This window comes from Bradyrhizobium sp. MI1.4 (assembly GCF_055811315.1).
The window spans coordinates 1-22,828 of record NZ_JBVVPP010000047.1 but is presented as its reverse complement, the minus strand read 5'-3'; the positions used below and the strand labels follow the sequence as shown (position 1 = coordinate 22,828).

17 protein-coding genes are annotated in these 22,828 nt (G+C 58.3%); 11 read left to right on the top strand and 6 right to left on the bottom strand.

The genetic code is table 11. The features are described 5' to 3' along the window. Positions 1–40 precede the first annotated feature (40 nt). From AC0L23_RS31695 to AC0L23_RS31685, 3 genes are read left to right on the top strand one after another with little or no spacing between them, the layout of a single operon-like run. Entirely contained in the window at positions 41–1,543 is a 1,503-nt protein-coding gene (locus tag AC0L23_RS31695) for an SRPBCC family protein (RefSeq protein WP_473357821.1), read from the top strand. A gap of 7 nt (positions 1,544–1,550) precedes the next feature. Next, complete coding sequence (locus AC0L23_RS31690; RefSeq protein WP_473357819.1) at positions 1,551–2,699, top strand: hypothetical protein; 1,149 nt, start codon at positions 1,551–1,553, stop codon at positions 2,697–2,699. Continuing rightward, positions 2,696–2,911, top strand: a complete 216-nt coding sequence (locus AC0L23_RS31685; protein WP_473357817.1) for a hypothetical protein — start codon at positions 2,696–2,698, stop codon at positions 2,909–2,911. The genes AC0L23_RS31690 and AC0L23_RS31685 overlap by 4 nt, the downstream gene beginning before the upstream one ends. Before the next feature lie 1,613 nt (positions 2,912–4,524). Here the strand turns inward: AC0L23_RS31685 and AC0L23_RS31680 are convergent. The 5 genes from AC0L23_RS31680 to AC0L23_RS31660 all read right to left on the bottom strand — a co-directional run bounded on the left by AC0L23_RS31680 (position 4,525) and on the right by AC0L23_RS31660 (position 7,754). After that, the gene (locus AC0L23_RS31680; protein WP_473357816.1) at positions 4,525–4,977 is read right to left on the bottom strand and encodes a cysteine rich repeat-containing protein; all 453 of its coding nucleotides are present in this window, start codon (positions 4,975–4,977) and stop codon (positions 4,525–4,527) included. Positions 4,978–5,083: 106 nt separating this feature from the next. Beyond that, on the bottom strand, positions 5,084–5,569 hold the full coding sequence (locus tag AC0L23_RS31675) for a DUF992 domain-containing protein (RefSeq protein ID WP_473357814.1): 486 nt from the start codon (positions 5,567–5,569) through the stop codon (positions 5,084–5,086). A 56-nt stretch (positions 5,570–5,625) separates the two neighbouring features. Further along, positions 5,626–6,348, bottom strand: a complete 723-nt coding sequence (locus AC0L23_RS31670) for an outer membrane protein (RefSeq protein ID WP_473357813.1) — start codon at positions 6,346–6,348, stop codon at positions 5,626–5,628. A gap of 143 nt (positions 6,349–6,491) precedes the next feature. Next, the gene (locus AC0L23_RS31665; RefSeq protein ID WP_473357812.1) at positions 6,492–7,181 is read right to left on the bottom strand and encodes a hypothetical protein; all 690 of its coding nucleotides are present in this window, start codon (positions 7,179–7,181) and stop codon (positions 6,492–6,494) included. A 225-nt stretch (positions 7,182–7,406) separates the two neighbouring features. After that, positions 7,407–7,754, bottom strand: a complete 348-nt coding sequence (locus tag AC0L23_RS31660) for an HdeA/HdeB family chaperone (RefSeq protein WP_473357810.1) — start codon at positions 7,752–7,754, stop codon at positions 7,407–7,409. Between the two features lie 684 nt (positions 7,755–8,438). Between AC0L23_RS31660 and AC0L23_RS31655 the strand changes: the two genes are divergently transcribed. Further along, positions 8,439–9,449 (top strand): HAD family hydrolase, encoded by a 1,011-nt coding sequence (locus tag AC0L23_RS31655; protein ID WP_473357809.1) that lies wholly within the window; start codon positions 8,439–8,441, stop codon positions 9,447–9,449. A 205-nt stretch (positions 9,450–9,654) separates the two neighbouring features. On the opposite strand, the gene AC0L23_RS31650 is transcribed toward AC0L23_RS31655, so the two are convergent. Beyond that, a complete protein-coding gene (locus AC0L23_RS31650) occupies positions 9,655–10,713 on the bottom strand; it encodes a SphA family protein (protein WP_473357807.1) in 1,059 nt (352 codons plus the stop codon). A 275-nt stretch (positions 10,714–10,988) separates the two neighbouring features. On the opposite strand from AC0L23_RS31650, the gene AC0L23_RS31645 reads away from it, so the two are divergent. The 7 genes from AC0L23_RS31645 to AC0L23_RS31615 all read left to right on the top strand — a co-directional run bounded on the left by AC0L23_RS31645 (position 10,989) and on the right by AC0L23_RS31615 (position 22,068). Continuing rightward, positions 10,989–11,942 carry a helix-turn-helix domain-containing protein gene (locus AC0L23_RS31645; protein WP_473357806.1) on the top strand — a complete coding sequence of 318 codons (954 nt, stop codon included), beginning with the start codon at positions 10,989–10,991 and terminating at the stop codon, positions 11,940–11,942. A gap of 166 nt (positions 11,943–12,108) precedes the next feature. Next, positions 12,109–13,842 (top strand): arylsulfatase, encoded by a 1,734-nt coding sequence (locus AC0L23_RS31640; RefSeq protein WP_473357805.1) that lies wholly within the window; start codon positions 12,109–12,111, stop codon positions 13,840–13,842. Between the two features lie 93 nt (positions 13,843–13,935). Continuing rightward, on the top strand, positions 13,936–15,531 hold the full coding sequence (locus AC0L23_RS31635) for an arylsulfatase (RefSeq protein ID WP_473357804.1): 1,596 nt from the start codon (positions 13,936–13,938) through the stop codon (positions 15,529–15,531). Between the two features lie 22 nt (positions 15,532–15,553). After that, positions 15,554–16,087 (top strand): HdeD family acid-resistance protein, encoded by a 534-nt coding sequence (locus AC0L23_RS31630; RefSeq protein ID WP_473357802.1) that lies wholly within the window; start codon positions 15,554–15,556, stop codon positions 16,085–16,087. A gap of 105 nt (positions 16,088–16,192) precedes the next feature. Next, positions 16,193–17,170: a formylglycine-generating enzyme family protein gene (locus AC0L23_RS31625; RefSeq protein ID WP_473357801.1), complete on the top strand. Its 978-nt coding sequence runs from the start codon at positions 16,193–16,195 to the stop codon at positions 17,168–17,170. Between the two features lie 455 nt (positions 17,171–17,625). After that, entirely contained in the window at positions 17,626–19,341 is a 1,716-nt protein-coding gene (locus AC0L23_RS31620; RefSeq protein WP_473357800.1) for an arylsulfatase, read from the top strand. Positions 19,342–20,499: 1,158 nt separating this feature from the next. After that, the gene (locus AC0L23_RS31615; RefSeq protein ID WP_473357799.1) at positions 20,500–22,068 is read left to right on the top strand and encodes a porin; all 1,569 of its coding nucleotides are present in this window, start codon (positions 20,500–20,502) and stop codon (positions 22,066–22,068) included. Positions 22,069–22,828 lie beyond the last annotated feature (760 nt).

Below are 22,828 nucleotides of genomic sequence, written 5' to 3'. Positions count from 1 at the left end.
GTGTCGATGACTGCTCGAGACGCATGAGTGGAGTGGGACTATGTCGGATCATATCGATGGGCCGCGACAGATCGGGGATCCCTCGGCTGATCTGACGGACCTGTTCGCATTCACGAGTCCGGAGAATCCGTCACGCACCGTACTCGCCGCAAACGTGTTTCCGACTTGCGGGGTCGACGCGATCTTCTCGAACGCGATCGATCATTCAATTGTCGTTCGAAGGGCAAAAGTGTCCGGAGTTGGCGACGCTGCCATGTTCGAGACGGCCGACCCGGAAATTCGCTTTTCGTGCCGGTTCGATGGCCTTGAGCGCGGCGCCGCGGACGGCAAGCCCCTGCAGCGCGGCAGTTGTACGATGCCGGACGGACAAACGCTTCGTTTTCTTGTCGGCGACGAAAAAGGAGCATCCACCCCCGATGGCAATTTCCGTGTGTTTGCCGGTATGCGCTCGGATCCGTTCATCCTCGCCTGGCTTAACGAAGGCGGCGTCATGCGGAAATTTCAGAACCTTCTCTTCAACGACAACGTGCTCAGCATCGTCATCGAATTCGATACGGCGCGCGTGCTCAATCCCGAGAGGGGTTCACTGTTCGGAGTGATCGCTGAAACGCTGCCAATTCCGCGCCCCGGGGCATTCGTCGGCCATCCCCCGCCACGGATGGATTGGGTAGGCCGTCCCGAACAGACCAACGTTCGACTGGACAACTCGGGCCTGAAGGGTGTCGACGATATTCGCGACCTCTGGAACCAGCAGACGCCATTCGCAATCGATGAAAAGCTTCGACCTCTCTTCTTTCAGCGGTTGAAGGATAGCCTGGCCAACTACGACATGCGGGACAGCAAGCAGGATTGGACGCCGTCCGCGCTCGCCGCGAATGCAAACATGTTCCTTGACGATTTTCTGCTTTTCGACGTGGCAAAGCCGATCAGCGACGCGAGTCATCTGGAAATCGAGAAAAGCACACTCAACGGGAAAGCCTATCAGACTGGCGGCGGCCGTACGGTCGATGCCAATGTCATCGATATATTGTTCAGCTGGATCGTGAACCGCGATCGCGAACTGATGGAAGGTGGGACAACGAAGGCAACGAAGCCCGGAGCCAAGACCTTCCCCTACCTTGCCACGCCGAACATGGACCTGCAGACAGTAGCCGAGACGGTCGATGTCGGCGCGACGCCCGACAAGGTCTGGGAGCTGATCGGCCAGTTCGGCGTCGCGACTTGGCATCCCCTGATCGCGGAGGTTCGCTTAACCGGGACCGGCCCGGGTCAGTTGCGAACGATTGAAACAATCGACGGCAAGCAGATCATCGAGCGTCTCGAGGCGGTCGACAACTCAGGCCGGTTGTACCGCTACGCCAATGTCGCGGGTTTGCCTGTGGCCAACTACACCGGGACGCTTTCCGTCAAGCCCAATGGCGCCGGCTGTTCGGTGGAATGGCGCGCTCAGTATCTGCCGAATGGTCCCGGCACGCTGATCACGAAGACCATAGTGTCGACATTGTTCAAGGCGGGACTGGACAGTCTCAAGACACGCTTCTGAGGTGACCATGACCGAAGCCGCAGTGCTCGATAGCGAGCCTTTCCAGACGACCGATGGCGAGATTGCCGTCGTCAACCTCAAGAGCGCGCGTGAGCGCTCCTGGAGCCGCTTTCATCAGGATCCGCAACGTCGGGGCGCTGCGGAAATCGTATTAGAGCACGAGCAACTGGCGGCGCAATTCGCCGGCGACGTATCCGCGCTCGCCCACATGGAATTTTTGGCGGAGCAGCTTGCCGAGTTGGACGGTATGTCGGCGCGCACGATGCTGGTTCAGGCGCAAGTCGCTTCGGCGGCGCATCGTTTCTCGGACGCGCGGCATTATCTGGCTCAGGCGAGCCTTGGTGGCGCCCCCGCCGCAGACGTGAAGCGCGTCATGCTATCCGTGGATCAGGCCTGCGGCAGGAACCTGGGAGCAGTGCTTGATGAGCGGCGCGAGATGGTCGCAGCGTCCGGGCGCCTGGAGGATATGGTCGCACTCGGAGGAGTGTTGGCGGATGTTGGAGAGTTTAAGGAGGCCGACCGGACGCTGCGACAGGCATTGCGAGATTATCAGGATGTCTCGCCATTTCCGGTGGCCTGGATCTGTTTCCAACTAGGCATGCTCTGGGGCGAGCTGGCTCCAGACCGACAGCTGTCGCGCGCCGAACAATGGTATTTCAAGGCGACGCTCACACTGCCGTCTTACGTCCGGGCCCGCGTTCATTTGTCGGAGATCCTTTTGGCGGAGGAGCGACTTGGCGAAGCCGAAGCGACGCTCAGGCCGGCCGTTGCAAGCGGGGATCCCGAAGCAGCGTGGCGGCTGGCCGACGTCCTGCTTGTTGCCGGAAGAGCCGTTGAGGCCGAGCAGCATATGGAGGCTGCGCGAACAGGGTTTGAGAACCTGTTGGACAAGCACCTGCTGGCGTTTGCCGATCACGGCGCGGAGTTTTATGCCGGGAGCGGAGGCGATCTGTTGCGGGCACTCGAACTCGCGCAAGTAAATCTCAGAAATCGCCCAACACTCCGCGCCTTCAAACAGACTCACGCTATTGCCGTCGAAGCAGGCCAGGACGATGTGGCCGCCGAGGTCTTTGCGAGGGCAACTAGGGCGTGGGGGCATACGCGGCTGTTCCGAGAATTGCAATTTGGCTGTTTGGAAGAAGGAGCCACCACATGATCGTCGATCGCCGTACCTTCATGGCCGGCGCCGCCTGCCTTGCTGTTGCGCCCGTCACTCAGCTGGTCCCGTCCGCTTTCGCTGCGCCAGAACTGAACGTGCTTGAGCCGCCGGTCTTCAAGATCAGCGGCTGGAGTGCTGCAGATGCTCTCGTCCCGGACAATGCGCTCTGGATGAGTGTTGGATTCGGCTGGAAGACCGCCTGGCGATAGCGAGAGCACAGCGAGTTCGCGCTGTAGCGACTGGGTGTTTACTTCGAACTGTCGGATGCGAAGCTTCTTCTATGAAAATCGCGAGCCTCATCGTCATCCTGATCGCGTCAAACTCTGTCGTGTTTGCGCAAACAACCGTCCCGACGGCGCCGATCCCTCCTGGTACCACGCAAGGCCCTTGGACCAGCCCAAAGCCCGGCAAATCAATCACCCAGTGCGGTCCCGGGGAATACGTGGCGGGTATCGAGGTTGAGACCCGCGGCGCGCCCTGCGCAGGATGCGTCTCCAGGCTGCGGGCGATATGCCGGCGTTATGGCATCTAGTCCAACTGAAAGAGCTTTCTCTTGGTGGACTACGGTCGGACGACTCGTCTGATCAAAGCAGTTGCCTGCACGATCGCGGCGCGACCGCAATCGTGCGGAAGTCCTGACGTGAGCTACAGTTTCCGGCCGCAAGCTCGATGTTTCGAGAAGCTTTCCTCAGCGGCGCCGCCTGACCGGCGTTGCCGAGCCATGGGCTACTGAGCGCAATAGTCCCAGAAACCCTGCGTTCGAGACGGATCTGTATAGTACCAGCACATTCCAGGTGTTGGTGGAGCTCCCGCCCAGGCTGCGGCTGTGGCCGCCGTGACGAAACCGATAGCCGCCCCGGCAGCTATGGCGCCGCCGACGGGCCACCGATACCAGCCGGGACGGGCCCAGCGGCCGCCTGGGCGAACCACCGTGGTGCGCCGGACCGCAACATTGCCCCGCGGCCCAGCGACGGCAGTCCCGCGGCGAACCACGGCGCCGCCCCGAGCGCCGACCACCGCGCCGCCGCGGTGAACGGCGGCGCGAACCTGCTCGATGTCCGCAGACGGTGTTAGCGCAATCGGTGTCAGAGGCGCTGCCCAGACCGCATTGGGGGTAAATGCGACGCAAAGAATCAGCGGGATTGCATGACCCAGCTTAGATGCGAGTGAAGCGAGAATGTGTTTGTGGGGCGACGACATGTTTGGACCCTTCGCTTCGTGAACGAGCTCACTCTGAAGAGACGGGCCGCCGCAGGCTATGCAAAATCGGCATTACAAGCGGACAAGCATTCCGGAATCACTCACATTGCTCCGCTGGAACAGACATTGAGAAAGATCACGGGATTTATCCCATGTTATAGCGCAAAATTCCCCTTAATGGCTTGATCGCGAGCGCCGCCAGAAGGGTAGCCAGCGTGAACAAATCGATAAACGTCAGACCCTCGATCGAAGATCAACATCTAACCTTGAAGGAGTGCGACGAACTCTCGCAAATCCTCAGTCAAGACGCTGCAAGCATGGAGGATGGACCGCAAAGACGGAGGCTTTTGGAATTGGCGGAGTGTTACGGGGCCTTGGCGAGTCTTAAGAAGCTGGTTATTGGAAACGTGAATTGATCGTGTGCTGGAGTAGGCTCAGCCGCTCTTGCGAGCAAACCAGCAATGTCCTGTCTGATACTCGATAGTGGCTTTCGTGTCCCGCCATCGGTCCATTCTTCCGGTTGTTGGTCAGCACGGAAGTGCTTCGGCACCGCTTGGGTCAGCGGCTTTCGTGAGACCGGCAGGCCGATGCGGAACCCGGCAAGTTCGAAAGCTTTGATGTGCTATTGAGATGACATGGTCTCGACCTTCTGAATGGCTTCCACGCAACCTGCCGACGCTGTCGATTTATTCGACAGCAGACAAGCAGCAATTCGACCTTGGCCGGGCACTATCTTTCCGCACGTTCCGGTTATCTCGGCCTTGCACGCAAGCACAGCGTCTTTCAGAACGTCTGCGGTCGTTTGCACACTTGTGGCGGCTTCCCCGAGTTCAAAAGCGCATTTGGGGCTGATCTTGTCTTCATGGGCTTGCATGCAATAAATCATGCGCCCTTCACCAGGCGTCACTGTTTTGCAGTACTTCTTGATGTCGCTTGCGCAGGCGCTCTCAAGCTTTGCCACCCTGGCGGTCAGCTTTTCCAAAAGCGCCTTTCCGACGTCTGCCTGCGCGGAGGCGTTGCCGATCGAGCAAATGGCGAGCAACGAGAAAGCCCCAAGGATGATAATTGATCTCATTGTCATTCTCATCGATACGTCCTCTGATGACTGGCTCCGAACCGCGCGGTCGTTGGAACTGGCTGCAGGTTCGTGATGAAAACTGGGGATGTTCTCTGGCTGGAATTCATTGCGCCAGGGTAAGCGTGAGGCTTGAAACTCCAAGCGACAAATTGATGCCGACCGAGCCCTCGAGGGAGAGCGGCTGCAAGGCGATCGAACGCCCCGTTCCACCGAACAGCAGATTGGCGCCGACCCCGACGCCTACGCCAACGGCGCCACTCGCACCCACATAAGTGCCGGATAGCGCTCCGCGCCGTGGACCTGCTGTGGGTGCAAAGACGCCCCACGCCATCGCCCCGCCTGCCGTAATCCCGATATCGATACCAATAGTGCCCATTACACCAAGATAGGCTTCTGGCGGATAAGGGCCATTGGGTGCGAAGCGGCATGCCATCCGCTGGCGGGATCCAAAGATCAAGCCGATGGAAGGTGCCATTTTGCACGTGAGAGTACCGACGCTAACTCCGGGAGGCGGCTGCTGGGCAAACGCAGGTGATACAAATACCGTGGCGAGCCCTACGAGCAACAGCGTGCCTAGATGTTTGAGCATGACGAAATCCCGCGTTGCTGTAATTAGTCGATCGCTTAGCCAGGTTCGAAAACGATTCAGAACTTATAGCCAAGGCGAGCACTGACCTGGTTGTTGCTCAGCTCTTGCTTAAGGCCGATGATGCCAAGATTGAGAACCGGTATCGGGTACACCAAGGATCTGGATTGATACTGCGAGTAGCGATACTCGAGGCCCGTGAACCAGTTGTTTGTGATCGCGTAGTCCAGCCCGGCGCCGACCGTCCAGCCCACGCGCGTGCCGTCGCCGCCGACTGAAATGCCGGTAAAGGGTATCGAGGTCTCGATGGATGCGAACGCCGCTCCACCCGTCACATAGAGCAGGGCCCGGTCGGCGGCGTAGCCGAGGCGGCCGCGTATCGAGCCGCCCCATTTGCTATGCGCCGTAAGGAAATCGCCGGTGATCGCGGTGTAGCGAATAGCGCCGACCGTCCATCCCTGAAAATCGCCTTCCACACCCAGCACAAACTGACCCGCTTGGTAGTTATAGCCAGTGAGAATTCCATATGTCAGGCCATCCTTGCGTGAGCCGGATGTGAGCAGGAATGGAGCCCCGAGCAATAGGGCGCCGGTCTTGTATTGGGGGTTGGTTTGTATCCACCCCAGCTCGCCACCAACGTAGAAGCCTGTCCAGGAAAACGCAGGCGCATACGCGACCGGCGCAAGTGGCTCCATTCGGCCGGGGAGGTCGGCAGCAGATGCCGATGCGCTAACAGCGCCGGTCGTGGTGGCGAGGAGAGCGATACGTGCCAAACGCCACATGACTGGTCCCTGTGAGTTGAAGTCGCCAAGTTTACGGACGGGAGTCGGGAGGAGCATTAGCCGAGCGGTTCGCAGGATCGAGCGCATGCGGTAATGGACGCCGAGCTCCGAAGGCAAGAGGGTCTGTTCTCGGAGGTGCGTCTTCAATAGCAGGGCGGGTAGGGGTAGTAGCCGCAGGCCGGAGGGGGCGGATAGGACCGATAATAAGGCGCGGCATAAGCGGCCGCCCCATATGCGGCAGCCCCTGCAGCACCCGCGTACATTGCGCCGCGGAATGCTGAACGGCGGGCAACTCCGGCAAACGATAGCGGCGTTAGCGGTCGCCCGATAATATCGATGAAGATCGCTGCCGCTCCGTCGGCGCCGGCGAGATCACCTTCCAGCGTCTGCACGGTGAAAGTCAGCTTGTCACTCTCGAGCTTCGGGTTCTTCAGCACCACGACTGCATCCTTCACTGAGCCGTCCTTCGCTAAAACGGACACCGTCGCGTTGGGCGGATTCTTAGCGAAGCTGTCCTCGCCTGCGCCCCATTCTGCAATCACGTCGGCGGTGGCCTGGTGACCGGCGGCTCGTATTGGGCGATCGGCGAAGATGATTGAGCTTGGCGTGACACCAGTCAGAACAAGATTGTCCCCCTGCAGCGTCGCGCTGCGGGAGTTCATCACGAATAACGACGGGACGATTTCCGGTTTGACACCGGCGGTAGGAGTGCCGATCGTTTTCATAGAGGACGATGTTGGAGCAGTCTGCCCAAACGCGCCGGCGATCGCTGTGAACGCGATGGAAACGCCCAAAAATCCTGCGAGCACGGCAGTCTTGGTCTTGCTCGTCATATCGCCCCCTTATTCCTGACGTTCTCGGACGTTCTCGCTTCCAGAATTTGCGCAAGGCGTCCCGACGCTCGGGCGACGATGGAAGAGCATTGCGCGTTTGACTATGCAATTCCGGCGATCGAATCTAATTTTCGCGCCAACCAATGCTGATGCAGAATCTGGATAAGGCGGTTTCGAAAGGAGTACGTGCTCCACCTCAGCGCATCTAAACAGTTGCGGGCACTATCATTTAAAGCCGGTCGAGAGTCTCTCTTGCTTGAGCATGACGTCAATGGCCTCGATGATCCGTATTTGAGGATTTGCCTTGCAGTAGACGATCACCTCGTGCTCGAGCTCCTTCGATCTCGCTATATTGAAGTAATGCTTCTTGGCGAGGCCGTTGTACCAGCCGCTATACCAGGTGGTGAGCCGATCGGCGTCCCCCTGCCAGGTGCCCGCAAGCGCGGCGCAGGTCAATGTTTGGACGTCGATGTATCCGTTTGCATCCGCGTATGCGGTGAGGTCCGTTTGTGCCTGGGCACGCGAGCTTGCCGCCAAAAGCATTGTTGTCGCGATAAGGAGCATCTTGCGCATCTTGGCCTCTTTGAAAGTGATAAGACAGTTCGGTGGTCGGCACGAGATCACTAAACTTCCCGGATGGATGCGTTCACCAATAAGATTGCTCCCTCAGAACTGCCCGGGTTGAGCAGGAGGGCTGGGCCAGTCTACGCGAAGGTTATTTGGGTTGCGCCTATCAAACAAATCCTGTCGAGCGACGATACTGGATCTCACCCGCGGAGCGGACCGGGTATCACGAATCGCCACGGTGTCTTCGTGCCCGTCTTTGGCGATGGCCGCTGACGGCAGCAAATGTTCAAGGATGAGAATGATAGCGAACGAGCGAGCAGTGATCATGAGCAATTCCTACAATCGTGCAGTCGGCCACATGGAGTAGTTGCTGTCCTCGCGCTCCAAAGCGATCGTGCCTGGAGGTGGTTTATGGCAGTGGCTTGCCGTAGTCTGAAGTTCAACGCTCACGCGCGCTATGCAATTCCGGAGAAAATCCAAGATCATTTGATTTTGCGACAGTTCCTTGTGAACGTGCGGGGTAGGGGGACATATTTTGGAAGGATTAAGCAATGTCGAGCGCCCTCGTTGGTGGCTGGGTAAACAGTGTCCTCCGAAGATCCGCCGAAACTGCATAGACGGTGAGCATCCAAGTCTATCAAGCTTTGACTAGACGGGCCGCTCTAAACGATCAGCTTTTGGAGGTGAGCTATGAGGCGCAAACTTTGGCGCGCCGTTGCCGGCGCGATCTTGGGCCTGGCGCTGACTCTCAGCTGGCTTCCGCGCGCGTCTGCTCAAGATGACCCGTTGCCGTCATGGAACGATACGTCGACGAAACAAGCTATCGTTGATTTCGTGCGTCGAGTTACGACATCCGGAAGTTCCCAGTATGTGGCGCCCGCCGCACGTGTGGCGACCTTCGACAACGATGGTACGCTTTGGGTTGAGCAACCAATGTATGTTCAGCTGGCATTCGCGCTTGAGCGGGTAAAGACTTTAGCGCCCTTGCATCCGGAATGGCGATATACCGAGCCTTTCCAGTCGGTCCTCGAGGGCGACATGAAAGCACTGGCGGGCTTCAGCGAGCGCAGCCTGCTCGATCTGATCATGCAGACCCATGCCGGGATGACTACTGACGAGTTCTCCAAAATAGTAATCGATTGGCTCGCCACGGCGCGCGATACGCGCTTCCGGCGGCCCTATACTGATCTGGTTTACCAGCCAATGCTTGAGTTGCTCTCTTATCTCCGGGCGAACGGCTTCAGGACCTTTATCGTCTCGGGCGGTGGAGTTGAGTTCATGCGTCCTTGGACAGATAAGATTTACGGGGTTCCTCCCGACCAGGTCGTAGGCTCATCTATCAAGACCAGATTCGAGATGCGCGACGGAATTCCTACGCTGTTTCGTTTGCCGGAGTTGAACTTCATCGACGATAAGGCGGGCAAGCCCGTCGGCATCAACGAAGCCATAGGCCGCCGCCCGATTGCTGCATTCGGAAACTCAGACGGAGATCTCGAAATGCTCCAATGGACTACCATCAGCGACGGCTTGCGCTTTGGGGCGATCGTTCATCACACCGACGCAGTACGCGAGTACGCCTACGATCGGCAGTCGCATTTTGGACATCTCGACGTTGCTTTGGACGCGGCCGCCACAAATGGTTGGACCGTGATCGACATGAAAAAAGACTGGAAAGTGATCTTTCCCTTCGATGCGCGCTGAAGCCCTTTTCGGTTCAATCTATCTGCACTTCGTTCGGCGTCCCCGGGCGCCGTTGCAGCCACGCGTGCCAAGTGGCGATGGCCTTAGCCGTTGGTCGTGATTAGCCGGCTTGAATGCGTGCGGAATTGCTGGCAAGCTCGTTCGATCGAGCAATTAGAAGGAAAGTAGGAAGGCGCGTTGAGAGGCTTCGGCGGCTTTGCGCCAATTACTTCGTCACAAGATGCCGAGCGGCCTTGGCATCCGTTGCCGCAGTCGGGGCAATCGCAAACGTCAGCCAAGTATTCCAACCAGATGGCCGGTTGGCCGCATTGAACTCCCCATACGCCTTGATGTTTAAATATCCCTGCATGTCGCCAATGGGAAAAATGTATCCGAACTGGGGGCCCACGCCAAGAACGCGGGATCTGAAGCCGCCAAGTAGTGGATTGCCGCCGGTATCATCTGAGACTTGCTGATAAGCGTAACCAACGAAGCCCACGAACGCCTGTTTCGTAAGAAATTGCGCCGTGCTCCAGTCGAAATGGAAGTCGACCCCGCTTTGAACCTGAGTGTCGGGGTTCTTGAAATTGTAGGTAACCCCCGCAACGCCGGAAATCGTCACGCCGGAAGCCGGGTTCAGGTAGGTGTAGCCGCCGCCGGCATCGATTGCACCGTGGCCGATCCCAAGGTTAGCGATGCGACTTGGATCGTAAGCGCCGACCGGAATGTCGCCCGTGATGTACGTCATGTAATTGTTGACACCCGCGTTCCATTTAAGGGTGATCATCGGGTAGAGATCGCCGACAGAGGTGATCGAATCTCCGATACTTCCCATCCGGGTGGCCGCGAATCCTCCGACGTTAGCTGTCAGTGTTCCATCGATGGTCGCGGCTGACCGGCCGAATATGCCGGTTACTCCCATCGCCAACTGACCACCAAGCACCGGCGTGGCGAAAGTGTAGGTCGGGTTGAGCAACAAGAGATCGGCTTGCGCATTCAGGCTGGCGTTGAGGCTGACATTGACGGTCGGCGCGAACCTGCCAACCTGAATCTCTCTTGCCGCAGCGACGGAGCCGGAGGCTGCAACACTCGTGTGGTAATAGACCGTTCCCATCGACCAGCCCGGCGCGCCCTGCGGGACCGCTGGCAGACTGCTGACCTGGCCAGGCAGCCAGAACGAAATGCCGCTTTCGTCGGCGCCGGACTGTTGGATTGTGAGGATCAGCATCGCACAGATCGCACCGGCGCCGAGCTGAAAGTTCCTGATCGAACGATCACGCCGCATCTGCCCGCTCCTCGATACTTGCTTGTCATATGCTATCCGCGGTTCGGCCTTAAGCTATGCAAAATCGGCAAAAACCACAAACTGTGGGTAGTTGATGTACCGGCGCAACACTCGGAGCAAAGCACGAGTTGCCTAGCGCTGGTCGTCAGGCAGCAAAAGACGCCAAGGAGCACAATCGGCTTCCGAAGCTGCATAGGCAGGTCGTTGCCAATCTACCATGCTGTAGCCCAGCTGGGCTGGCGACGGTGGCGGCCATCTCGAACGAGACGATTCGGATGATCCAGAACGGAACGGCGATCTTCGTTAGTCCCGACGCCTACGGTGCGGCGATTGGAGCAGAAAAGGTCGAGCTTTTTGTGACAGCTAATGGAGAGTTCAAGGGGCAATTGACCCACTTGAAAATTGGACGCCTGCACGTGCTGAGAGGAAGAGAGAACCTTCCCCGCATCGCCTTTTTCGCCTTGCCGTCGGCCCATGTGCATATCTCGTTTTCGACAAGCCGGACGCGGAGCATGGTCTATTGCGGCGTGGCCTTGAACTTCGGCGACCTGGTGTTCCATTCCCTTGAACAGCGAGCACACCAGCGCACCACCGGAGGAGCCGAGTGGTGCCTTATATCTCTGCCGCCAGACGAGCTCGCCGCATGCAGCAAAAGGTTGATCGGCGAAAGTATCAGAGTGCCATCAGAATCCTGTGACGTCATGCCTGCACACGACGCCACCGAAACGCTTCTGGCCATGATTTCGAAACTGTGCGATCTCGCTGAACTGATGGGGGATGTATTCTCAATAGCGGGCGCCGCCTCGCTCGAGCGCGAGTTGCTCAGCGCGCTTGTCAAATGCCTGTCGATCAAGAATGGGGGCAGGCCCCCGAACTCCAGGCGACGCCACTCGGATATTATGGTTAGTTTTGAGGACTGCTTGGCTCGACAAAGAGAGCCACATTTGAATCTGTCGGAGCTCTGCACGACAATCGGGGTGCCGGAGCGCACCTTGCGTCTTTGCTGCGCAGAATTTCTGGGCGTTAGTCCAAGCCGCTACTACCTGTTGCAGCGATTGAATAGGGCGCGATCAGCGTTGCGTTGCGCCGATCCGGCATCAGCCAGTGTTTCAGAGATTGCGCGAAATCATCACTTCACCGAACTCGGGCGCTTCGCGGTGGCTTACCGCGACGTCTTCGGGGAAACGCCGTCATCAACGTTGCGCCGCGTCTCCAGCAAGGAGGAGTAATTTAAGCGCTGTGCCGAATTCGCATAGCGCGATCGAAGAAAGATCGGACAGACTAACCTTCACGGAGAGCGGAGCTCTGCGAGTGGGGCAGCTCCTCTTCGCTTCTGAACCCCCATACTTCGAGAAGTCTGCCGATCAAGTATCGTGACAGCTAGGAGCCGGAGTTATGAAGATCACTAGAAACTTCAAACGTATGCTGGTGTCAGCAACCGCCTTGGCGGCAGTCAGTCTGCCGGCAATCTCCCAGCCCGCCTTCGCACAGGCACCAGCCGGAAAGCCCAACATCCTCTTCATCATGGGCGACGACATTGGACTATACCAGCCAAGCATTTATCATCGCGGATTGATGGTTGGCGAGACACCCAACATCGATCGCATCGGCAACGAGGGTGCGATCTTCACCCATTATTATGCCGAGCAAAGTTGCACGGCAGGGCGAAATGCCTTCTTCACCGGAATGCACCCGCTGCGCACCGGTATGATTCCTCCGCAATTGCCCGGCAGTCCATCCTATCTGCGGCCCGGCACGCCGGCGCTGGCCAAGTTCCTGCTCGATCTCGGCTACAACACCGGCGAGTTCGGGAAGAACCATCTCGGCGATCATACCGATGCGTTGCCGACGGCTCATGGATTCCAGGAGTTCTGGGGCTATTTGTATCATCTCGACGCGATGCAGGGCGTGAGCTTCCCTGACCTCAACAAGTCTGCCAGCCAACAGACCATTGCTCCGCCGTGCAAGAACACGCCAATTCCGGGGCTGCCGGAGGTCGCGGGCGCGGTTGACCCGAAAACGGCACTGGTGTGCCTGACACCGCCGCGCCCGGTGCTGTCATGCAAGTCCTCCGATGGCACCGCGAAGAACATGACGTGCAGCGACCAGGGTCCCCTGACGCTTGAGCGCTCGAAGAGCGTCGACGAGGAAATCTCGGCGAAGGTCGTTGACTTCCTCGATCGCAATGACCCGAAGAAAACCAACAAGCCGTTCTTCGCCTGGTACAATCCGGCACGCATGCACGTCACGACCGTGCTGAATGATAAGTACGCGGGCATGATTGGCGAACCTGGCGGGAAGGACTGGGGCCTCAACGAGGCCGGCATGAAGCAACTGGATGACAATATTGGTTACGTCATCAAGAAGCTTGAGGACATGGGCCAACTCGACAACACGATCATCGTGTTTACGACCGACAACGGCGCCGAGACGATCACTTTTCCTGACGGCGGCACCACCCCCTTCAAGGGCGGCAAGCTCAGCACGTGGGAAGGCGGCATGCGCGCTCCTGCGCTCATTCGCTGGCCGGGCGTCATCAAGCCAGGCACCATTAAGAACGATATTTTTGCGTCGCTAGATTGGATGCCGACGCTTGTCGATATCGCGGGCGGCGCCAAGGGCGACGGCTTGAAGAAGCGCATCGAGGCCGGACAATATCCCGGCATCGTTAAGACGACGTTGGATGGTGTCGATCAGACCGAGTACCTGTCTGGACGTTCAGAAAAGTCTGCGCGCGACACGTTCTTCTACTATTCCGGCAAGGATCCGTCGGCGGTGCGTTACAAGAACTGGAAGATCTACTTCACGATGGTATCGGATGCTCCATCTGGCTTTATTGCCGGCGCGCTTCCCTACCACTGGGCGCAGGTCGTCAACATCAAACGAGATCCGTTCGAGACCTCCGTCGGGTCGCAATTCAAGACCCTCATGGGCCAAGGCGGCACGATCGGTTCACCTTCGACGGCCTACATTTACGACTGGAACATGTTGCCCATCGGTCAGACGCTGTGGCTGAAGGAACTGGAGACCTACGTCGAATATCCGCCGCTCCAGGATCCTGCAAGCTACAACCTCGACCAAGTGATCCAGCAACTCAAGCAGGCCAAGACTGCTGGACGCAGCGACTAGCGAGGTTTCGTGCTCGACTCAATCGCAATTTGCGGCCGGCCGCGAAGGGCCGGCCGCATGTTCCATAGATTGCAGGAATCACAGGGATGTAAAATGGGCTTCAGCAAGATCATCCGACCAAGCCTATTCGGACTCGCCGCCTTGGCGGCCGTCAACACTTCTGTTCGAGCGCAACAGCAGCAGAAGCCCAACATTCTAGTGATTATGGCTGATGACATCGGCTACTGGAACATCAGTGCTTACAACCGGGGCATGATGGGATATCGGACTCCCAATATTGATCGTATCGCCAACGAGGGCGCGATTTTCACTGACTATTATGGACAACAGTCCTGTACGGCCGGTCGTGCTGCTTTCATCACCGGACAGAGTCCGCTGCGCACGGGCCTTTTGAAAGTCGGGCTGCCTGCAGCCAAGGAAGGGCTCTCCGCGAAAGATCCAACGATTGCGGAGCTCTTGAAACCGCAGGGTTACGCAACCGCACAATTCGGCAAGAACCATTTGGGTGATCGCAACGAGTTTTTGCCCACCGTCCATGGCTTCGATGAGTTTTTTGGGAATCTCTATCATCTAAATGCCGAGGATGAACCCGAGCATGCGGACTACCCGACTAATCCATCGTTCCGAGCGCAGTTCGGTCCGCGCGGAGTCATGAAGTGTCTAGCGACCGCAACTGCGATGCCCGGCGATGATCCCCGCTTTGGACCTCTTGGCAAACAGCAGTGTGAAGATACCGGTCCTCTTACCAAGAAGCGCATGGAAACGATTGATGAGGAGTTTCTCAAGGCATCAACAGATTTCATCGATCGCGCCAATAGGGACAAGAAACCATTCTTCGTTTGGTTCAATCCCAGCCGCATGCACATCTGGACTCGCCTCAAGAAGGAATCCCAAGGCAAGACGGGTTTGGGCATCTACCCCGATGGTATGGTCGAGCACGACGGGCAGGTCGGCCAGTTACTGAAGAAACTCGACGACCTTGGTATTTCCAACAACACGATCGTTGTCTACACCACCGACAATGGCGCTGAAACTTTCAGCTGGCCCGATGGCGGGACCACGCCGTTCAAAGGCGAGAAGAACACCAATTGGGAAGGCGGATATCGGGTCCCAGCGATGATCCGTTGGCCCGGCCTCGTCCCGGTGAAAACAGAGATCAACGAAATTTTCTCCGCCGAAGATTGGGCGACGACACTTGTCGCTGCGGCCGGCGAGCCCGCCATCAAGGAAAAGTTGCTCCAAGGTTATGACGCGGCGGGCCAGAACTTCAAGGTTCACCTTGACGGCTATGATCAGCGCGACCTGCTGGCAGGAAAGGGCCCCGACAAACGTCGAGAATTTTTTTACTGGACCGATGACGGCGACCTCGCCGGGCTTCGCTTCGAGCAGTGGAAAGCAGTGTTTCTCGAGCAGAAGGCCGAAGGTTTCAGCGTCTGGCAACAACCGATGATTCAGCTCCGTCTCCCCATGTTGTTCAACTTGCGCTCCGATCCGTTCGAGCGCGCCCAACATGAATCCGGCGACTATGTCCGATGGTTCATCGAGCATGCGTTCGTGGTCGTGCCCGCGCAGGCTATTGTAGGGCAGCATCTAGCAACTTTCGCGCAATTTCCGCCTCGGCAACGTCCGGGTTCGTTCTCTGTCGAACAGGCGATGGATAAGCTGAGGCTGCCGCCGGCCAACAACTAGCAACGTCTCGGGAGGTTAGGTCATGACCAACATCGCCATCCTGCCCCAGCAGTCGAGCATCTGGTGGGTTTTCCTCCTGCAAGGTTTTGCCGGTATCATCCTGGGCCTTATGCTTGTCACCCAGCCCGGCGCGACGATCCTCGCGCTTACAACGTTTTTGGGATTTTACTGGCTCATAACGGGCTTGCTTGCATTCGTCCAAGTTTTTGTCGATCGCTCAACGCCATGGATATGGTCGTTGCTCAGCGGGGTGGTTGGCGTTCTCGCAGGTCTTTTTGTTCTGCGGCACCCGCTCGTTGCTGCCCTGACTGTGCCGACGGTGCTGGTGCTCATTCTCGGCGTCCAAGGACTTGTCATGGGCGCTCTGCAGATCATCGCCGGCCTCAAGGGTGGCGGCATCGGGCCGCTTATTCTGGGAGCGATCAACGGCCTGGTTGGTCTGCTGCTATTAGGGTCTCCGATAGCAGCAGCATTGGCCGTGCCGGTTGTCTTTGGTGCGCTACTCCTCATTCAGGGGGCGGGATTGGTAATCTTGGCTTTTCGAGTCCGTAGCTAAGGCTCTCTCTTCTCTTCCGGAATTAGGATTCTGCCGAATCTGCATAGTGCGGACGGCGCAGGCTTGGCACTCTGCTACCGAAGTGACCGGCAAGACGGAAGTCACATGAATTTCGCCCCCCAATCTGATCTGAGGCGCCCCGTTGAAGGTTCGCCGCATCCGGACATGGTGCACGTACCAGGCGGTACGTTTCGGATGGGCTCGGACAGGCATTATCCGGAAGAAGCGCCCGCCCACCGCGTCACCGTGGACGGTTTTTGGATTGACCGGACCCCTGTAACCAATCGCCAGTTCCGCGAGTTTATCAACGCGACCGGCTACGTCACCTTCGCCGAGATAACTCCCGACGCGAAGGATTATCCAAATGCATTGCCGCGGATGCTCAAAGCTGGCTCGCTTGTCTTCACTCCGCCCAAAGAGCCCGTGGATCTGCGTTACTGGGGCGAGTGGTGGACATTCGCCTTCGGGGCCAACTGGCGGCGGCCCAACGGACGCCACAGCAATATCCGTGGCCTCGACGATCATCCCGTCGTCCACGTCGCACTGCGCGACGTAGAAGCCTACGCAAAATGGGCCGGGAAGGATCTGCCGAGCGAAGCCGAGTGGGAATTCGCCGCGAGAGGCGGATTGAGCGAGGCGGAGTTCGCGTGGGGAGACGAACTGACCCCTGCTGGCAAACACATGGCAAACACCTGGCAAGGTAACTTCCCGCATGAGAACCTCTTAGCCGATGGCTTCGAACGTACCTCGCCGGTGACCGCGTTTCCGCCGAATGGGTACGGCCTCTATGACATGATCGGGAATGTCTGGGAGTGGACGGCCGATTGGTATTCGCCGAAGCACGACGCCGATGCGCCGAAGGCTTGTTGCATTCCGCAGAATCCCCGCGGCGGCGCCGAAGGCGAAAGCTACGACCCACGTACCCCAAACATCAGCATTCCCCGGAGAGTGCTCAAGGGAGGCTCGCATCTGTGCGCGCCGAACTACTGCCGACGGTATCGCCCGGCAGCCCGTCATGCCGAGCCGATCGATACTTCGGCGAGCCATGTTGGATTCCGATGTATCTCCAGGACGAAATCCTGATGAAAAAGGCCATCGCCTAGCTTGCATCTGCCCATGTCTCAGATGCTTCTCGACGTAAGCACTATTGCAACGCTCGTGTCGGTTCATCTTAGCGTTCTCGACGAGCAAAATGTTTCTCGGTCCAGATATTTTCCAGTGTGCTGCCTCCCCTTGGAGAGAGGCTAACGTTTTTAGCGTGTGGCGGCGCTCAGGTTGACCCCTCGGCCGCCAATGGTGCGGTGTCGCATTCGTCCTTGGCTCTTAGCTGACATGCCGCGACTGTCGAGGTTGAGTCCAAAACGCACTGCGCGTGTTCGAAGCGGCTGCCGTTTGTGCATAGTCGATCGTTGGAAACACAGTCAAAGTGCGGCGTCGGCATCAGCGGGTCGGATCACAAAATCTCATGTGCGGTGCGTGAGTTTCGTTTGCGTTGAGCTAAAGCCCGTTAGTCAGGCGAACAGGGAGAAGGACTCGTCATGAGCGACAAAAAGGCATTCGAGAAGTCAGAGCTCGCTACCGGACCGAGCAGCGCAGGATTGAAGCGCCGTGAACTGCTATTGAGCGGCAGCTCTCTCGTCGCCGCCTCGGCACTCGCAGCCGTCGGTTTGACGAGCCCTGCGCAGGCGCAGCAGGCGACAACAGCGCCCGCAGCTGCGTCCGCTGGACAGAAGCCCAACATCGTCGTCATCATGGGCGACGACATCGGCATCTGGAATCTTGGCGCTTATCACCGTGGCATGATGGCCGGCCGGACACCGAACCTGGACAAGATCGCCGCCGAAGGCATGCTGTTCACCGACTATTACGCCGAGGCGAGTTGTACGGCCGGCCGCGCCAACTTCATCACTGGCGAGCTACCGATCCGCACCGGTATGACTACGGTTGGCCAAGCCGGCGCTCCCACTGGTCTGCCGGCTCAGGCGGTAACGATCGCTCAGGCGCTAAAAGGAATGGGCTACGCGACCGGCCAATTCGGGAAGAACCATCTCGGTGATAAGAACGAGTTCTTGCCAACCGTTCACGGCTTCGACGAATTCTTCGGCTACCTCTATCATCTCGACGCGATGGAAGATCCAGCTCATCCCGCCTATCCGCAGGATCTGCTGAGCACCGTCGGGCCGCGGAACATGATTCATTCATATGCCACCAGCGTTGACGACGCGACGGTAGATGCGCGCTGGGGCAGGGTAGGCAAGCAGAAGATCGAGGACGCGGGAACGCTATATCCGAAGCGAATGGAAACTGTGGACGACGAAATTCGCGACTTCTCGCTGGCGTTCATCGATAAGGCGAAGGCCGAGAACAAGCCGTTTTTCCTGTGGCTCAATCCGACCCGCATGCACATCGTCACCCATCTGTCGCCGAAATATCAGGCGTTACGCAACTCCAAGAACGGCTGGACTATCCATGAAGCCGGTATGGCGCAACTCGACGATGACGTCGGTATCGTCATGAAGAAGCTCAAGGACATGGGGGTCGACGACAACACCATCGTCATCTTTACGACTGACAACGGCACCGAAGTGTTCACCTGGCCTGACGGCGGACAGACCCCTTTCGCGCAGAGCAAAGGCACGGTGATGGAAGGCGGCTTCCGCGCGCCAGCAATGATCCGCTGGCCGGGCAAGGTGCCGGCGGGCAAGGTGGAAAATGGCATGATCTCCGGCCTCGACTGGTTCCCGACACTTCTTGCTGCCGCGGGCAATCCCAACGTCGCGGAAGAGTTGAAGAAGGGCAAACAGATCGGCGATACCACGTTCAAGTGCCATCTCGATGGTTACAATCAGATGGATATGATCACGGGCCAAGGGCCGTCGAAAAGGCACGAGATCTGGTACTTCGGCGAAAGCGAACTCGGCGCGGTTCGCATCGATGACTACAAGTTTCGTTTCATCGATCAGCCCGGGGGCTGGCTGGGTGACAAAACCAAGCCGGATGTACCCTACATAACCAACCTCCGCCTCGATCCGTTTGAGCGCACGGGCTGGCCGAACAATGGGACCAAGGAGGGCGCGCAGCAATATTTCGATTGGTTCAAATACGAATTCTGGCGCTTCGTATTTGTCCAACAACAGGTTGAAAAGCTGGCGATGACTGCGATCGAGTTTCCGCCAATGCAGAAAGGGGCGAGTTTTAATCTTGAGGCTGTGAAAGCCAAGATCGCCGCAGCGCAAGCAGCAATCGCCAAGTAAATTGAGCTTCGGTTGACTAAGTTCGACGGGTGCCCCGATAGCGAGGCGCCCGTCGTTTCTTTGTTCAAGCTAATCACCTGCGGGCGCCCTGCGGCAGCGAACGGGTCAGCTCTTGGTCCACAGCAGCCGTATTCGGCCTTACGACTTTAATCCGGACGTCGCGCGACTTGCTCAACGATCCAGCGGGCCTAAGCGGGATCGACATTCATCGTGAGCCCATGATCGAGTTCTGAGCGACGGCTTGTCTTCACCGGTGTCGTCCTGTGGCGCACGATGCAGGCTGGCGAAGGGGCTGGCCAAGTACTTCATTACACGCAACCGAGAAAAGACCCTGCTTCCCCGACTCATGGGTGGTAGCATCTGTGCAACTGGTGACCACGCGCGCCTTCGGACAGGATGTCTGCTCGTCTCAGCGAGAGAGGGGGAGGGGATGGAACGCTGGGTCGAACAAAGTTCCTGGCCAGTACACTCAGGTACGTCCGGGTTTGGTCTATCCGTTCCTTTGGCTATGTAGCCAGTCCAAGGGAAAAACCCGGCAGCGATCCCAGACCTAAAAAAGGCAGCAGTCCGGGCCGGATACGCAAGCACTGTCAGACGCTCCGTCCGCGCGATCGCTCAAGAGCGCTGATCCGGAATCTGTGCAGACTGCATCTGCTCACCGTGCACTAAGCCGAAGCTCTCGCTCATTCACCCATGATGCTTGCACGACAACTGGGGATGAATGATTCTGCCACGTGATCCGTTGAGACCAAGCACCAAGGCTGGGGAGAACCGGATCCGTACGAAATGGTTCCCTGACCGAGTTTGTGAACGTCAGGCAAATTTCTAAGCAATAACAACGTACTAGGGCACTGCGCCCGTTCAGCAAAAAGTGATATTTGTGCAACATCCGTCCAAAAACGCGCCATTCAGACCTCATCCGAGGCACTCTGTCATTGATTGATCGGAGGTCTTTGCCTCATATCGTGAGTGCGACGGAGGGGGGCATCCCGAGGTCGTCCCGTGTTAGGTGGTTCGCTTAAGTCCCTCGCGTTCAGCGGGTGTGTCCGAAGGCGCGAAGCGACTAAGCGGTGAATTTAAGGGACAAGGGAACCAACCTTAGGGTGTCTTCACCCAGCGGATCCGGAACCTTCCCTATGGCAAACTTGGAGGTTTAACATGAAGTTGGTTAAGAGCCTTTTGCTCGGTTCCGCGGCGGGTCTGCTCGCTGTTGGTGGGGCACAAGCGGCTGATCTTCCCGTAAAGGCCAAAGCGGTCGAGTACGTGAAGATCTGTTCGCTCTACGGCGCGGGTTTCTACTACATCCCGGGCACCGACACCTGCATCAAGCTGGGTGGTTATCTGCGCGCTGAAGTCGCGCTGAACACGAACAGCGACATCAACTGGCAGTCCTCCGGTAACAACGGCGCGCGCAACCGCCTGACCAACTACTACACCATGCGCGCTCGTGAAGACCTGAACATCGACACCCGCACCGCGACTGAATACGGCGTTGTCCGTACCTTCTTCGACGGCGTGTTCTCGTGGACCACCGGTAACTACAACGGCACCGGCAGCGCGACCGGCGCGACCGCCTACAGCTCCACGCTGGCTCTCAACACCTCGGGTGCAACCCCAACGCTGGTTGGCTCGTCCATCAACCCGACCGACGGTGGTACCTCGGGTGGTTCGCTCGGCGTGTACTACGCCTTCATCCAGTTCGCTGGCTTCACGATGGGTAAGGCCGTGTCGCAGTTCGACGCGCCCTGGACCAACTATCCCGGCAACAACTTCGACGGTCTCGCCGGCGGTAGCGGCACGGTCACCGGTATCAACCAGTTCAGCTACACTGCTGACTTCGGCCAGGGCGTGACGGCGTCGTTCTCGGCTGAAGATGCGACGGCTTACATGCAGGCCGGCAACCTCAACATGAGCGGTGCGGCCGGCCTCAGCGGCGTGACTGGCGCCGCTTATGGTTCCAACGCCATCGGCGGCTCGCGTTCTCCGAACCTCGTCGGTATGGTGCGTGTCGACCAGGCTTGGGGTCTCTTCCAGGCGTCGGTGGCTGCGCATGACAACCACGTTGCCTACTACGGCGCGACCGAGGCGACTGGCCATCCCGACGACAAGTGGGGTTGGGCGGCTCAGCTCGCTCTGTCGATCAAGAACATCCCGACCGGTGCGGGTGACGTGATCAACATCCAGGGCGTCTACACCGATGGTGCGACCCGCTACAACTTCCAGAACCTCGCGGGTAGCACGTTCGCGCTTTACGGTAGCTCGGGCATTGCCTACGCCAGCCTGGCGGCGGCGAGTGCTCCGGACACCGTGTTCGTCACGGGCGGTCAGCAGGAAACCATCAAGACTTGGGGCTTCCGTGGTGCGTACACCCATAACTGGGATGCGTATTGGAACACGGCGATCTACGGTTCGTACGCTCAGGCTCAGTTCGGCAGCGGTGCCAAGAGCTTCCTCTGCGGACCCGCGGGCATCATCTCGGGAGTTGCCGGCGTGACGTCCTGCAATCCGGACTTCGCGCTTGGCACGGTGGGCGTCATCACCCGCTGGACCCCGGTCAAGAACCTGACGTTCTCGGCGGACGTCTCCTGGACCCGCCTTGACCAGAAGTACGCTGGCGTCGTGACCACCACGGCTATCAACGGTCCCGCGGCCAAGCCGGCCGCGAGTTATGAGCTGAGGGACCAAGACTCGGTCGTTATGCTCCTCCGCGCTCAGCGCAACTGGTAAGTTCGGTCTAACGACCTGACCTCCAAGGCCCCCGGCGGGAAACTGCCGGGGGTTTTGCTTTTTGGAAGTTGCCAGGCTTCCGTCTGCCGAGCGTGTGAGGGATGATCACTGACTGGGGTCAAGCGTCCGGTATCAAATCGACATGAGCCCTCTGGATCGCATCTGCTTTCGAGCACCGCTTCAGAATAGGGGCAGCACCTTGAGCTAACGTCTTGACGCCGGGCGCGAATCTTGACCCGGTCGGTCTGAGCTGGCGTTGACGTTTTTCACCAAGCGGTTCAGCCGAATCGTCTTACCTTCCGGTGCGACGTACCACTGTATTCCGGCTCGCTTTCCGATAGATTTGTGCTCGTCTATTGATTTAGCTCAACACTTCTCTTTCGTTCACTCCGAACTATCAGCGCATGAAAGCGCCCCAAGAGAAGCCCCACTCTGTTCAAGACGCGGCCAATGCTAAACCTTCGAGACTAAGTGAGACTCTGCAGATGATCGAGGAGTATGCGAACGATCTGCGGGAGGTTATTAACAAATTGCGCAAACGCCTCAATTGAGGTCTCCCGCTTTCTTTCTGTTTCGCATTGCGTTCTCGCGATGCGGGGAAGCCATGCTAGCGACCGATCAACGTTAGGTCCAACCACCACTATCGGCTTCAGAGTGAAGCCATTGAAGGGATGTCAGGGGGGCGCTGCAAGGCAGCTTGCCAAGGATCTCCAGTGTGCGAATATGGGACCTCAACTAGAGGAGTAGTACGTGAGCGACG

Bases quoted from the DNA above. Each gene is read 5' to 3' on its own strand.
- AC0L23_RS31695 (WP_473357821.1), top strand. From the start codon at position 41: ATGTCGGATCATATCGATGGGCCGCGACAGATCGGGGATCCCTCGGCT.
- AC0L23_RS31690 (WP_473357819.1), top strand. From the start codon at position 1,551: ATGACCGAAGCCGCAGTGCTCGATAGCGAGCCTTTCCAGACGACCGAT.
- AC0L23_RS31685 (WP_473357817.1), top strand. From the start codon at position 2,696: ATGATCGTCGATCGCCGTACCTTCATGGCCGGCGCCGCCTGCCTTGCT.
- AC0L23_RS31680 (WP_473357816.1), bottom strand. From the start codon at position 4,977: ATGAGATCAATTATCATCCTTGGGGCTTTCTCGTTGCTCGCCATTTGC.
- AC0L23_RS31675 (WP_473357814.1), bottom strand. From the start codon at position 5,569: ATGCTCAAACATCTAGGCACGCTGTTGCTCGTAGGGCTCGCCACGGTA.
- AC0L23_RS31670 (WP_473357813.1), bottom strand. From the start codon at position 6,348: ATGTGGCGTTTGGCACGTATCGCTCTCCTCGCCACCACGACCGGCGCT.
- AC0L23_RS31665 (WP_473357812.1), bottom strand. From the start codon at position 7,181: ATGACGAGCAAGACCAAGACTGCCGTGCTCGCAGGATTTTTGGGCGTT.
- AC0L23_RS31660 (WP_473357810.1), bottom strand. From the start codon at position 7,754: ATGCGCAAGATGCTCCTTATCGCGACAACAATGCTTTTGGCGGCAAGC.
- AC0L23_RS31655 (WP_473357809.1), top strand. From the start codon at position 8,439: ATGAGGCGCAAACTTTGGCGCGCCGTTGCCGGCGCGATCTTGGGCCTG.
- AC0L23_RS31650 (WP_473357807.1), bottom strand. From the start codon at position 10,713: ATGCGGCGTGATCGTTCGATCAGGAACTTTCAGCTCGGCGCCGGTGCG.
- AC0L23_RS31645 (WP_473357806.1), top strand. From the start codon at position 10,989: ATGATCCAGAACGGAACGGCGATCTTCGTTAGTCCCGACGCCTACGGT.
- AC0L23_RS31640 (WP_473357805.1), top strand. From the start codon at position 12,109: ATGAAGATCACTAGAAACTTCAAACGTATGCTGGTGTCAGCAACCGCC.
- AC0L23_RS31635 (WP_473357804.1), top strand. From the start codon at position 13,936: ATGGGCTTCAGCAAGATCATCCGACCAAGCCTATTCGGACTCGCCGCC.
- AC0L23_RS31630 (WP_473357802.1), top strand. From the start codon at position 15,554: ATGACCAACATCGCCATCCTGCCCCAGCAGTCGAGCATCTGGTGGGTT.
- AC0L23_RS31625 (WP_473357801.1), top strand. From the start codon at position 16,193: ATGAATTTCGCCCCCCAATCTGATCTGAGGCGCCCCGTTGAAGGTTCG.
- AC0L23_RS31620 (WP_473357800.1), top strand. From the start codon at position 17,626: ATGAGCGACAAAAAGGCATTCGAGAAGTCAGAGCTCGCTACCGGACCG.
- AC0L23_RS31615 (WP_473357799.1), top strand. From the start codon at position 20,500: ATGAAGTTGGTTAAGAGCCTTTTGCTCGGTTCCGCGGCGGGTCTGCTC.